Source organism: Dyadobacter sp. 676 (assembly GCF_040448675.1).
In the GTDB taxonomy this organism is placed as follows: Bacteria; Bacteroidota; Bacteroidia; order Cytophagales; family Spirosomataceae; genus Dyadobacter.
The window spans coordinates 1,679,711-1,691,704 of the sequence record NZ_CP159289.1; the positions used below are offsets into that span (position 1 = coordinate 1,679,711).

General features: G+C 49.5%; 14 protein-coding genes. 5 read left to right on the forward strand and 9 right to left on the reverse strand.

Going from position 1 to position 11,994, the window contains the following annotated elements:
• Window positions 1–92: 92 nt before the first annotated feature.
• The gene (locus ABV298_RS07665) at window positions 93–956 is read left to right on the forward strand and encodes a glycoside hydrolase family 16 protein (RefSeq protein ID WP_353721564.1); all 864 of its coding nucleotides are present in this window, start codon (window positions 93–95) and stop codon (window positions 954–956) included.
• A gap of 38 nt (window positions 957–994) precedes the next feature.
• The gene (locus ABV298_RS07670) at window positions 995–2,794 is read left to right on the forward strand and encodes a DNA polymerase III subunit gamma/tau (protein WP_353721565.1); all 1,800 of its coding nucleotides are present in this window, start codon (window positions 995–997) and stop codon (window positions 2,792–2,794) included.
• Here ABV298_RS07670 and coaE read toward each other — a convergent pair.
• From coaE to nusB, 6 genes are all read right to left on the reverse strand, one after another.
• Window positions 2,791–3,399: a dephospho-CoA kinase gene (gene coaE, locus ABV298_RS07675; protein ID WP_353721566.1), complete on the reverse strand. Its 609-nt coding sequence runs from the start codon at window positions 3,397–3,399 to the stop codon at window positions 2,791–2,793. The genes ABV298_RS07670 and coaE overlap by 4 nt on opposite strands.
• Window positions 3,400–3,415: 16 nt before the next feature.
• A complete protein-coding gene (locus tag ABV298_RS07680) occupies window positions 3,416–4,033 on the reverse strand; it encodes a hypothetical protein (protein WP_353721567.1) in 618 nt (205 codons plus the stop codon).
• A 130-nt stretch (window positions 4,034–4,163) separates the two neighbouring features.
• Complete coding sequence (gene yajC / locus ABV298_RS07685; RefSeq protein WP_353721568.1) at window positions 4,164–4,466, reverse strand: preprotein translocase subunit YajC; 303 nt, start codon at window positions 4,464–4,466, stop codon at window positions 4,164–4,166.
• 43 nt (window positions 4,467–4,509) lie between these two features.
• On the reverse strand, window positions 4,510–4,980 hold the full coding sequence (locus ABV298_RS07690) for a DUF1573 domain-containing protein (RefSeq protein ID WP_353721569.1): 471 nt from the start codon (window positions 4,978–4,980) through the stop codon (window positions 4,510–4,512).
• Between the two features lie 8 nt (window positions 4,981–4,988).
• Window positions 4,989–5,291 carry a YtxH domain-containing protein gene (locus ABV298_RS07695; RefSeq protein ID WP_353721570.1) on the reverse strand — a complete coding sequence of 101 codons (303 nt, stop codon included), beginning with the start codon at window positions 5,289–5,291 and terminating at the stop codon, window positions 4,989–4,991.
• Window positions 5,292–5,393: 102 nt separating this feature from the next.
• Window positions 5,394–6,560, reverse strand: a complete 1,167-nt coding sequence (nusB, locus tag ABV298_RS07700; RefSeq protein WP_353721571.1) for a transcription antitermination factor NusB — start codon at window positions 6,558–6,560, stop codon at window positions 5,394–5,396.
• 232 nt (window positions 6,561–6,792) lie between these two features.
• Here nusB and ABV298_RS07705 point away from each other — a divergent pair, with 232 nt between their 5' ends.
• Window positions 6,793–8,574 (forward strand): ABC transporter ATP-binding protein, encoded by a 1,782-nt coding sequence (locus tag ABV298_RS07705; protein WP_353721572.1) that lies wholly within the window; start codon window positions 6,793–6,795, stop codon window positions 8,572–8,574.
• Between the two features lie 270 nt (window positions 8,575–8,844).
• Window positions 8,845–9,240: a type II toxin-antitoxin system VapC family toxin gene (locus ABV298_RS07710; RefSeq protein ID WP_353721573.1), complete on the forward strand. Its 396-nt coding sequence runs from the start codon at window positions 8,845–8,847 to the stop codon at window positions 9,238–9,240.
• A gap of 9 nt (window positions 9,241–9,249) precedes the next feature.
• On the opposite strand, the gene ABV298_RS07715 is transcribed toward ABV298_RS07710, so the two are convergent.
• Window positions 9,250–10,011, reverse strand: coding sequence for a LexA family transcriptional regulator (locus ABV298_RS07715; protein WP_353721574.1), 762 nt, complete (start codon window positions 10,009–10,011; stop codon window positions 9,250–9,252).
• Between the two features lie 136 nt (window positions 10,012–10,147).
• Here ABV298_RS07715 and dinB point away from each other — a divergent pair, with 136 nt between their 5' ends.
• Window positions 10,148–11,377: a DNA polymerase IV gene (gene dinB, locus ABV298_RS07720; protein WP_353721575.1), complete on the forward strand. Its 1,230-nt coding sequence runs from the start codon at window positions 10,148–10,150 to the stop codon at window positions 11,375–11,377.
• A 6-nt stretch (window positions 11,378–11,383) separates the two neighbouring features.
• On the opposite strand, the gene ABV298_RS07725 is transcribed toward dinB, so the two are convergent.
• Both ABV298_RS07725 and ABV298_RS07730 read right to left on the reverse strand, forming a co-directional pair.
• Entirely contained in the window at window positions 11,384–11,683 is a 300-nt protein-coding gene (locus ABV298_RS07725) for a HigA family addiction module antitoxin (protein ID WP_353721576.1), read from the reverse strand.
• A 5-nt stretch (window positions 11,684–11,688) separates the two neighbouring features.
• Window positions 11,689–11,970, reverse strand: coding sequence for a type II toxin-antitoxin system RelE/ParE family toxin (locus tag ABV298_RS07730; RefSeq protein WP_353723153.1), 282 nt, complete (start codon window positions 11,968–11,970; stop codon window positions 11,689–11,691).
• Window positions 11,971–11,994: the final 24 nt, after the last annotated feature.

The following is an 11,994-nucleotide window of genomic DNA, read 5'->3' on the forward strand; positions in this document are numbered from 1 at the left end:
GATTTTGACAATCTACCGAAGCGAAAGGAGCACGCATTGACAGCAAAGCAAAAACGTGCGGAAAAAGCTCAGTGAATTAAATGACGTCCAGAATGATCTCGCAAGCTAATGTGCTATTCCGAAGAGTGGGAGCGGCAATTTGTATCATCACAATTTCTGTTTCAGCTGGCTGCGCTCAGCCCTCGGAAAAACCCAGGACAGCCACACATCAATACAAATTCGCCCCTACCCCATCCTGGCAGGATGAATTCAATTACACCGGCAAGCCCGACGCCACCAAATGGAGCTACGACCTCGGCGACCATGGCTGGGGGAATAATGAGCTGGAAAACTACACGGACAAGGTCGAAAACGCCAGGGTAGAGAATGGTAACCTGGTGATTGCGGCCATTAAGGAGCCATCAGGAAAGCAGCAATACAGTTCGGCAAGGCTGGTTTCGAAGGGCAAGGGAGATTTTTTATATGGAAAGTTCGAGATCCGGGCGAAGTTGCCCAAAGGGCGTGGGACGTGGCCCGCGATCTGGATGCTGGCGAGCGAAAACGATTATGGCAATAAAGGCTGGCCGGACAACGGGGAAATAGATATCATGGAGCACGTCGGGTTTGATCAGGACCGCGTCCATGGAAATATCCATACGAAGGCGTTTAACCATGCTATCAAAACCAATAAAGGCAACAATGTGGTGGTAAAGGGCCTTTCGGAAGATTTTCATGTATACACCTGCGAGTGGACGCCCGAAAGCATCACTATCCTGGTTGATAACAACGCCTATTTCACCTTCAAAAAAGAAGCTTCGTACCAATGGCCCGAATGGCCGTTCGACAAGCCGTTTCACTTAATTTTAAACATTGCCGTCGGAGGCAACTGGGGTGGACAAAAGGGCGTGGATGACAGCATTTTCCCACAAAAAATGATAGTCGATTATGTCCGGGTATACCCGCTCGTGACGAAATAACGGCTTTGAAAATCCAGTGCACGGAAGTATCTTGCACCATGGATCATTTCGTTGTTTCGGCCAGAAAGTATCGTCCCGTCACCTTTGATTCGGTGGTGGGTCAATCACACATCACTACCACATTAAAGAATGCCATTCGCACCAATCACCTTGCGCAAGCTTTCCTTTTCTGCGGTCCCCGCGGTGTAGGAAAAACGACCTGCGCACGCATTCTGGCGAAAACTATCAACTGCCAGAACCTTGGCGACGATGTAGAGGCCTGCGGTGAATGCGAGTCTTGTGTGAGTTTCCAGAACAACGCTTCCTTTAACATCCACGAGCTCGATGCCGCTTCCAACAACTCGGTCGAAGACATCCGTAACCTGATCGATCAGGTGCGTTATCCGCCGCAAACGGGGAAATACAAAATCTACATCATCGATGAGGTGCATATGCTTTCGCAGGCAGCTTTCAATGCATTCCTGAAAACATTGGAAGAACCGCCCTCCTATGCGATTTTTATCCTCGCAACTACGGAGAAGCATAAAATACTTCCGACAATCCTCTCCCGTTGCCAGATTTTTGACTTTAACCGCATTCAATCCAAAGACATTGCGCATCACCTTGCGGATATCGCCAAAAAGGAGGGGATCAATGCGGAACACGAGGCACTCGAACTGATCGGCCAGAAAGCCGATGGCGGTTTACGGGACGCCCTGTCGATGTTCGACCTGAATGTGACGTTTTCCACGAACAATCACCTCACCTACGCGGCTGTACTGGAAAACCTGCATATCCTTGATTACGACTATTATTTCAAAATTACCGATGCGCTCACTGCGGGCAGCATTGCACGCTCGCTGGTGCTTTTCGATGAAATTCTCCGCAAGGGCTTCGACGGCCACCTCTTTGTAGTCGGCCTGCTGGAACATTTCCGGAACCTGCTGGTGTGCAAGGACCCGGCGACGGTTACCTTATTGCAGGTCTCGGAGTCGGCGGAGCGAAAATACCTCGAACAATCGCTCATGGCTGATATGGGTTTTCTGCTTTCGGCTCTGAGCATTACCGGGCAATGCGATATCAATTATAAATCGGCGAAAAACCAGCGGCTGCATGTGGAACTCTGCCTGATGAAACTCGCCAATTTACCGCAGGTTCTTCAACTTCATACGCTCGCCGCCGTTGATGAAACGGCAAAAAAAAAAGTTGAGCCACAGCAACCTCTGAATAACGGAGCGGCACCGCAGCCCGCCGCACCTGCTAATGGCCACCCGTCGAACGGAAACGCTTATGCCGCTGTTCCGGTCCAACCCGTGGGTGTACACCAGCAAGCGCCCGCCCAGCAGACAGTCCCTCCACAGACCACACCTTCCCGGCTTAAAAGCACCGTCTCGCTCACACCCGTGCTCACGCCGCCCGCACAGCAGGCTACAAAGCCGGCAGGCACACAGCCCCCGGTTGATTCCGCGGCAGTTTCGAATGGTATAAAAAAAGAGGAATTGACGCTCGCAAACCTGCAAAGGCTTTGGTATGAATTCGCTCAGAAGCGTCTGCAAGAGGGCAATTCAACGACCGAGCAAATTACGCTTAACAGGGAGTTCCAGTTGAATGGAACGACAATCGAAATCGCATTGGACAATGATCATCAGCTGGATGCGGTTGCAAACGTGCGATATGAGTTATTAGGCTTTCTGAAAGCGAGGCTCGACGCTCCCAAACTGGATATCAACCCCCGCGTTGCGCCGCAGGAAGTGAACAGGCTACCCTACACCCCTGCGGAGAAATTCAATTACATGGCTGAAAAAAATCCCTATTTGCTCGACTTAAAGCAGGCTTTGGGATTGGATGTGGATTTTTAAGCATTAGCCCTGCCCTTCCGAAAAATTTCGTGCAAATGCAGCACTTGCGGGATCAATGCCGAAGCTTCGTCATTGTGTACGATAAAATCGGCTATTTCACGACGGGATTCGTCCGAAATCTGCCGTTCGATAATGGCCCGGATCTCCTGTTCCGTCCGGTTGTCCCTGCTTAGTATTCTTTGAATGCGCAATTCAACGGGCGCTTCCACCACCACCACGTAGTCCACCGCATTGGATTGTCCTGCCTTGCCCATAATGGCTGCTTCCTTCAAGACATACGGCAGTCCGGCATGCCGCCCGACCCATTCAACGGTATCCCTGCGCACAACCGGGTGAATAATTGCATTCAACTCTTTAAGCAACGGCTCGTTATTGAAAACACGCGAGGCTACAAACTTCGTATCGTAAAAACCCTGTGCGTTGTAAGCATCCTGCCCCAGCAACGCAGTCACCTTTTCGCGAATTTCCGGATCATAATTGGTGAGCCACTTGGCGCGGCTGTCGGCATAATAAACCGGAATGTCCAGGCATTCGAACAGCCTGCATACCATGCTTTTACCGGACCCGATACCTCCGGTGATGCCTATCAGAAGTGGAAGGTCCATAAATTTTCGGTTTAAGCTATTCCTGCGGTGAGGCACCCAGGAACTGCGCAACTTCAAAACTGACGTAGACATCCCGATGGCTCACTTCCACAAGCGGGGAAACGGGCAACGGAATGGGCAGGCTTTCGTCGTAATTGTTCTGGATTTTCGGCGTCGGCACACGCACTTTGATCGTGTCCGGGTAGGTCTTGATCTGCGAAACAGGCCCATCCACCGAAATCAGGGACGGCGACACATTGATAAAGCTGGAAATGACATAACCGTCGCGGATATCGATTCCGGCGCTATCCACCCGGATCGGTATGATCTTTCTGATTTTGGGTTCGAATTTGAGTTCGAATGTATCGGCCACCACATAGTTCACATGCAGGTTCGGGAACATCTCCGTGATTTGATCGGTAAGTGTAGTAGAATTGATAAAACTGGACACATTCGGGTTTTGAACACGGTAAACCACCGGGTGTGCATTGAAATTCAGCCATGACTTTTGCAGCAAAGTCCAGCCGTCGCCTGTGACATTCACCGAAATCCGTTTGGGAAGCGGCTGCATAGGCACGTAAGCCGAATTATCGTACTCGATCGACAGCGGATAATTCAGTTTAAGAGAATAGTTGTCCTTGTTGAGGACATTCATTAACCAAAAAAAGGATGCTGCAAGCAAGCATCCTATAAACGTTTTGATTTTGTTTTGATTGGGTTGGACTTGACTCACAACAATTCTGAAATTGCACGCATTACCGGAAATGCGTGCTGTTCCTAATTAGTTACCCTGCGATGGTACGCGAAATAGCTGATTTCTCGACCGTTAACTTGACACCTTTATCCAACTCCAGTGTCACCGTCGCTTCCTCCACTGTATAAACCCGTGCGTGGATTCCGCCGATAGTCACGACCTGATCGCCCTTTTTAAGGTTATTAAGCAGTTCTTTCTGCTCCTTCTGTTTCTTTTGCTGCGGGCGGATCATAAAGAAGTAAAATACCCCGATAATACCGACCCACATCACGACCTGGTAAATCATGCCCTGCGAGCCGCCGGCCGCTGCCTGTGCTAAAATTGAAAAATTCATTGTAGTAAATGGGTTGTATAAATGTTTTACGAAGTCCCGCCGATTACTTCTCCGCCGTTTGTTTCTCAGCCGCCGAATCGGCCACCGCTGGCTGAGGAGCTGCATTCACAATACCTTTCAGCCTCAATTCGGTGTAGGCGGGCTCTGTATTCGCGTATACCGTGATGGTCTTTACCTGAGGCCCGACCTTGTGCTTACTGTCAAACCGGACTTTAATGCTGGAAGTCTGATTGGGCTCAATGGGGTCTTTCGGCCATTCGGGCGTAGTACATCCGCATGAGGAGCTGATATTGTTGAGAATCAGCGGATATTCCCCGTCATTACGGAACTTGAATTCATGTTCCACGATAGCGCCTTCCTGGATGGTCCCGAAATCGTAGGCTGCACTGTCGACCAAAGCAAAAACAGGCAGTTTGGAGTTTGCCTGTTTTTGCCCACCTTTCTTTTCATCCCGGGAGCATCCGGAAAAGGCTATCGTCAATCCCAGAAACGCGAAAAGGGCTATTTTTTTCATAGGGAATATCAGCTGGCCTGCCCCTTGATCTGCGCCATCAGGCGGTCAACATCTTCCAGAAGCTTCTCGGCTTTTTCGCGGGCATCGTTCACTACGCGCTCACCTTCCGTTCTGGCATAGCTGTCGGGCTGGTCTTTCTTGTCGACCAGATCCTGAATGACCTCTTGCAGTTTTTCACGGTATTTGGACAGCCGGTATGTCAGTTGGGTACGTAGTACTTCTCCTTTATCCGGAGCGTAAAGGATACCCAATGCTGCGCCGGTAGCACAGCCCGTCAGGAATGCGATTAGTGTATTACTGGTTTTACTCATGATTTCTGGTAGTTTTCTGGCTGCTGAACGGGGCTCAGCTTAATTACTTATAATGGTTTCCAAAAACTGTTCCATTATACCCGGCCCCAATTTCGGCAGCTTTTACTTATTATCAATCAATCCGCGTCCGCTTTTTCTGATCACGCCTTCCCGGGCAAGTTTCACGGAAAGCACGTCGAGGACGCCATTTACAAACTTACCACTTTTTGGAGTACTGTACCTTTTCGCGATTTCGATAAACTCATTGATGGTGACTTTCACGGGGATACCGGGAAAATGGATCAGCTCGGCGAGAGCTGTTTTAAGAATGATCAGGTCTACCAACGCGACCCTTTCGAGCTCCCAGTTTTTCAGATGATCTTCAAGGTAAATGTCATATTGATCGCTTTCCCTGATCACAATTTTGCAAAGCTCTTCCACAAAGGCACGGTCCTCTTCCCAATCCCTGGTCAGCGGGGCGAGCTGGAACGTGTGCGCATGATCGGCCGTACGGAGGGTTTTAATCGCCAGACTGCGGATCAGCTCGCTGTGGTCGGCCCAATAGAGGTCGCGCTGTTCAAGATATTCTACCGAAATTTCGTGCTTGAGAATGATCTGCCGAAGCACGTGCTGGATCAGCTCCTGATCTTCCTCCGGCGTGTGGGACGCCGATTTACAATATGTTTCATAGATTTCGTCTTTCCGCAACGCCTCCCGGTAGATTTTCCGGATGAGGTTCATTTCGTCGGACCAGTTGATACCGCTGCGGATAATTTCCTCTTCCAGCGCTTTATCTCCCTGCAACACCTTGATCACCCGGTTGGTGTCGAGTCCCGAATCTTTCGGAAATGGCGCCTCGGGATCTTCGTACCTGCGCTCGCGGTCGATTTTTGCCTGGTGCGAAAGTTCGATCAGCATCGACAGGATTCTGATAAAGTCGACGTAAATCGTCTCGGTCTCATTCAAAACCCTTCTAACGAGTTTCTCTCCATCCGAATTAGTCTGCCGGTTATAAGCTTCATAGGCACTTTGTGCTACCTTCAATACCTGTGCCGGGAGCTCCTCGTCTTCGTTGGGCCTGCCGTTTTTGATCAGTTCGTCGAGTGTCATGCTCGCGAGGCGCTTCATTCCCGAGAGCTTTTTCTTGTCCTGAAACTCCATCGAGTTAAGGTCCGGGGCAAAGGCTTCTTCAATATGATCGAGTGCCAGCAGGCGGTTTGCATCGGCGGTGAGCTGCCGCGCATAAAGCGCCTGCACGGCCTTGGTTCTTAGTAATCTTCTATTCAGCATAAGCCGGAATACTATTTGGATAAAAGGTACAGTAAATCAAAGAACGTGTCTGCATGTTTTGCAAGGCATTCTGCTTGTACCCCGCATTTATTGTTTTGAAAATCGACCGCAAAATTATACTATTTTGTTCACAATCGGAAAATTGGCGCGCGACGTTTTAATTTTGCAACGTTTTGGTAAAATAGGATGTTGGCTAGAAAGCATCCTGCGCCATCGACAAAAATCTGAACAGGTGAAAGCACTGAAATCCCTTAATAAGTATTTGTGGAAATATAAGTGGTACCTCATCCTCGGTATCATTTTCACGATTATATCCAATCTTTTCGGCATTATCCCGGCCCAGCTCGTACGTTACGCACTCGACCTGGTGATCGAAACGCTCGATATTTATTACCTCTTCAATGGCGTGTCGCTCCAAACCGACATGTATGACATTTTCGCGTTCAGCATTTTGCTCTACGGCTTCCTGATCCTGCTGATGGCACTGCTCAAAGGGATATTTCTCTTTCTGGTCCGGCAAACGATCATCGTCATGTCGCGGCACATCGAGTTCGAGCTTAAAAACGACATTTATCAGCACTACCAGACACTACCTGCCGCCTTTTTCCGCCGTCACAGCACCGGCGACCTCATGGCGCGCATTTCGGAAGATGTCAGTAACGTCCGGATTTACGTCGGCCCGGCACTGATGTACGGTATTAACCTCATCGTGCTGTTTTTCCTCGTGATTTCCTACATGATTTCGGTAAGCCCGAAACTGACTTTTTACGTTTTGTTACCCCTCCCGGTACTCTCCGTAAGTGTTTATGTGGTCAACAGCATGATCATGAAGCGCTCGCAGGAAATCCAGAAGCAACTTTCGGCGCTTTCGACTTACGTGCAGGAGGCGTTTTCAGGGATACGCGTAATCAAATCCTTTGTTCAGGAAGACCGGTCGTTTGTTAATTTTCAAAAAGAAGCGGAAGTTTTCAAAACCAAATCACTGGGCCTCACCAAAGTAGACGCGTTCTTCTACCCTATGATTGTCCTTCTGATAGGCCTGAGCAACATCCTGGTCATTTATATCGGCGGACAGGAAATTATCAACGGCCGTCTCACCCCCGGAAATATTACGGAGTTCATATTATACGTGAATATGCTTACCTGGCCGGTGATGGCGCTGGGATGGACAACGAGCCAGATCCAACGTGCCGCATCGTCGCAGCTTCGGATCAATGAGTTTTTGAATGAAAAAACAACGCTGGTTTCCGAGAAAAATCTCAGCAAACCTGTCAATGGTAAAGTAACCTTCCGGCATGTGGGCTTTGTCTACCCGGATTCAGGCATTAAAGCGTTGCATGATTTCGATTTGACGGTGGAAGCGGGCGAAGCGGTGGCGATCCTGGGAACGACCGGTTCAGGAAAGAGCACCCTGGCCCATTTGCTATGCCGGCTCTACGACCCGACCGAAGGCGAAATCCTGATCGACGATATTCCGATGAAAGACTACGACGTTCACGGTTACCGTCGTCAGATCGGCTATGTTCCACAAGATGTATTCCTATTTTCCGACACCATCCAGAATAACGTGCGCTTCGGCACCGAGGACATGCCTTTTGAGAGGATCGAACAGGCAGTGAAAGATGCCGATTTGTACAACAATATCAGGGATTTTCCGCAAGGTTACGAAACCATGCTCGGCGAAAGGGGCATTACGCTTTCCGGCGGACAAAAACAGCGCCTCTCCATCGCCCGCGCCATCGCCCGCGACCCGAAGATCCTCGTTCTCGACGATTGCCTTTCCGCAGTGGACACCAACACCGAGAACATCATCCTCAACAATATGAAGCGGATCATGGATCAGCGCACTTCCGTGATCATCTCCCACCGCGTCTCCTCCGCCAAGCTGGCCGATAAAATCGTTGTCCTCGACGAAGGCCGCATTGTGGAGCAGGGCACACATGGCGAGCTTATGGCGCTGAATGGCGCCTATAAAGAGCTGTATGAAAAACAGTTGATTTCGGAAGAGGTGTAAAATACAACCGTGCTTGGATTGCCCGATATTTATTGGTTATCTTTGAATAATCACAAACACCAGGCACGCTATGCAACACACGGTCACCATCGACATTCTCGACGATAATGCACTCGCTCTTTTAAGGAGCCTTGAAAATCTACATATTATTCGTCTACACGAGAGCACGCTACGTATTAAGGATACAAGCGCCATACGTTTCCTGAAAGGCAAAATGACGAAGCAGCCAATTGAGGAGGTGGAGCGTCAACTCAGGGAATTGCGTGGCAAATGAACCAGGCTTATCTCTGGGATACCAGCATTGCTGTTTATTATCTCCAACAGCATCTTCCTCCCTATGTGGAGAAGATAATGGATGAGATTGCCGAAAATACGCGAATCTGCTTCTCGGTAATCACCGAAATCGAATTATTCAGCTGGAAAACAGGTACCCCGTTTGACTTTGATTTCGTCAATCTCTTTGTAGATCTGTCGTTTTTATTTGAAGTCGAAAAGGAAATCAGAAAAAAAGCAGCGGAGCTACGGAGGCAACACAATTTGGAATTACCCGATGCCATTATTGCCGCAACGGCGGTAGTGCATGGCCTCACGCTGATTACAAACAATACGGTAGATTTCGCCAGAATCGAAAACCTGCGCCTGCTCAATCCATTCGACCCGCAGTAGTCGGCGCCCTTATTTCGCCAGCTTCTTTACTTCTTCCCGCAGCTCCCGCATTTCATGGTGCAGGCTTTGCAGGCTTACCTGCTGATTATCCGGTTCAAGGTCGAAAGACAGTTTGCTGTTGACTTGCCAAATTTCGCGGATATCGTTGTGGTCAACGCGGATGGGCGCATAATCCGGGTTAAGGGATATAAGGTTTACAAAAGCCGAATCCTTTTCCTTCCTGATTTTCTTGACCAGCACACTGTCGACAGTCACCACTACGTACATATTCTTGTCACTCAGCCCATCCCAATCATCCACCGCCCGGGCCCAAATCCATTCCCCGGATTGCAACACCGGTGTCATACTGTCGCCATCCACCTGAAACCCCCTAAATGTAGCATTACGATACTCCGGCAGCGGAATCGTGAAGGCCGGCAGCGCTTCAAACCATTGCGCGTCGCCGATGTTGTTGGGATAACCGGCGGCCGCTTTCGCACTTACCAGCACGATGTTGTCCTTGCCCGTCCGGTCAACCGTCACCACTTTCGGATTGACGAAGACCTTATCCGTATAAAGGTACTTTTGCGAACTTTCCCCGAACAGCCATAGTGGGTTAATGTGGTATTTTTTGAGCAGTTCCTTCACGACCTGCCCGGGTATGCGCGTACGCCCGCGCTCGATGTCGGCAGTGGTGGCACCGATGCCGAGTTCTTCGGCAAATGCCGCCTGCGTCAGATTAAGCTCTTCCCTGACCTGCTTGAAACGCCTGAATTCTTCATCGATAGCCATAGGCATGCTTGATGATTACTGGTTGATTGTCCTGATTTTCAAACATACAAAAATATTGGAATATTTCCTTTTATAAAATGGATATAGTCCATATATTTGGAATAAATCCATTAATTAGTAAAAATTCCAACCAGCAGTGGACCGTGCGATATTACATTTCGATCTGGATACCTTCTTCGTCTCGGTGGAGCGCAAGCAGGATAAACGGCTGGAAAACAGGCCGATCCTTGTCGGCGGAACGGGCGACAGGGGCGTTGTAGCGGCGTGCAGCTACGAAACGAGGCGATTCGGTGTGCATTCGGGCATGCCGATGAAAATGGCGCGAATGCTATGCCCCGAGGCGACGGTAATACGTGGAAACGGGGAAACGTATTCGAAGCATTCCAAAGAAGTTAGCGAAATCATTAGCCAGAGTGTGCCGGTGTTCGAGAAAGCAAGTATCGATGAGTTTTACGCGGATTTGTCGGGGATGGACAAATACCATGACTGTTATGGCCTGGCAAGCGACCTCCGCCAGCGCATTATCCGCGAAACCGGCTTGCCCATTTCATTCGGTCTGGCAACGAACAAGCTGGTTTCCAAGGTAGCCACCGGCGAAGCGAAACCCAATAACCAGCTGAAAGTGGACGCCGGACAGGAAAAACCGTTCCTGGCGCCTATGAAAGTGCAAAAAATCCCGATGGTGGGCGAAAAAATGGGCCAGACGCTCAACAATCTGGGCATACGGTACGTCAAAACGATCCAGGAAATGCCTATGGAGGTAATGGGGCAGGTTTTCGGTAAAAACGGTATTGCCTTGTGGAACCGCGCCAACGGGCGCGACGACTCTCCCATTGTTCCTTTTCACGAACGCAAATCCATTTCCAGCGAGCGGACGTTCGGGCGCGATACCGGTGATGTACGTAAAATGCGGGAAATGGTGCGGGCAATGGCGGAAACGCTGGCATTCCAGCTCCGGACCGGCAATAAACTCACCTCCTGTGTTTCGGTAAAGATCCGCTATTCCGATTTTAACACATTTTCAAAACAATTGAAAATAGCCTATACCTCAGCAGACCACGTCCTGATCCCGCATGTAGAAAGGCTTTTCGACCAGCTCTATAACCGGCGGATGATGGTACGGCTCGTGGGGGTGAATTTCAGCGACCTGGTGACGGGAAATTACCAGATCAACCTGTTCGATGATACCGAAGAACGCCTGAACCTTTACCAGGCCATGGATTACATCAAAACCAAATACGCCTACAATAAAGACGGCGACCAGATACTGACCTGGGCCAGTACCATGGGAATTTCCGACATCGGGGCTATGGGAAACCCGTTCAACGGGGAACCGCCCATTATCCCGGCACACAGGAATGCCTGATGTTGATCAGGCAACGCCCGACTGCAAAGTTTTTATTTCATTCAATTCCTCGGAAATCAAATGCTGTCCTTCTTCGATATCATAATCATCCTGCAAGCCAAGCCAGAATTTGGGCGTCGTGCCGAAGTATTTGCTGAAACGCAATGCTGTATCAGCCGTAATACGTCTTCGCCCTTTGACGATCTCGCTAATGCGGGTCTGGGGAATACCAGTCTCCCTGGCCAATCGATAAGCAGAAATACCCATTGGTTCTAGAAATTCCTTCAGCAGGACCTCACCGGGATGAATATTGTTTAGTGTTTCCATTGAAATTAATGATAATCAACAATTTTAACCTCAACAGCATTACCATCTGACCATTTAAACACAATCCGCCACTGATCATTGATACGAATGCTGTAAAATTCTCTCAGATTTCCGGAGAGCTTTTCCAGCCGGTTTGATGGAGGAATACGTAAATCCGCAAGGTTTTGTGAGTTATGAAGCATTCTTAGCTTCCGTCTCCCAACCTGCTGGATTTCCAACGGCAACTTAGCAACCCGCTCGCCGAGCCATATTTTTTCGGTTTCCTTCGAAGAAAAGCTTACGATCATTTCAGGCACCATTAGTAACGCCAA

Bases quoted from the DNA above. Each gene is read 5' to 3' on its own strand.
- ABV298_RS07665 (WP_353721564.1), top strand. From the start codon at position 93: ATGATCTCGCAAGCTAATGTGCTATTCCGAAGAGTGGGAGCGGCAATT.
- ABV298_RS07670 (WP_353721565.1), top strand. From the start codon at position 995: ATGGATCATTTCGTTGTTTCGGCCAGAAAGTATCGTCCCGTCACCTTT.
- coaE (WP_353721566.1), bottom strand. From the start codon at position 3,399: ATGGACCTTCCACTTCTGATAGGCATCACCGGAGGTATCGGGTCCGGT.
- ABV298_RS07680 (WP_353721567.1), bottom strand. From the start codon at position 4,033: ATGAATGTCCTCAACAAGGACAACTATTCTCTTAAACTGAATTATCCG.
- yajC (WP_353721568.1), bottom strand. From the start codon at position 4,466: ATGAATTTTTCAATTTTAGCACAGGCAGCGGCCGGCGGCTCGCAGGGC.
- ABV298_RS07690 (WP_353721569.1), bottom strand. From the start codon at position 4,980: ATGAAAAAAATAGCCCTTTTCGCGTTTCTGGGATTGACGATAGCCTTT.
- ABV298_RS07695 (WP_353721570.1), bottom strand. From the start codon at position 5,291: ATGAGTAAAACCAGTAATACACTAATCGCATTCCTGACGGGCTGTGCT.
- nusB (WP_353721571.1), bottom strand. From the start codon at position 6,560: ATGCTGAATAGAAGATTACTAAGAACCAAGGCCGTGCAGGCGCTTTAT.
- ABV298_RS07710 (WP_353721573.1), top strand. From the start codon at position 8,845: ATGAACCAGGCTTATCTCTGGGATACCAGCATTGCTGTTTATTATCTC.
- ABV298_RS07715 (WP_353721574.1), bottom strand. From the start codon at position 10,011: ATGGCTATCGATGAAGAATTCAGGCGTTTCAAGCAGGTCAGGGAAGAG.
- ABV298_RS07725 (WP_353721576.1), bottom strand. From the start codon at position 11,683: ATGGAAACACTAAACAATATTCATCCCGGTGAGGTCCTGCTGAAGGAA.
- ABV298_RS07730 (WP_353723153.1), bottom strand. From the start codon at position 11,970: ATGATCGTAAGCTTTTCTTCGAAGGAAACCGAAAAAATATGGCTCGGC.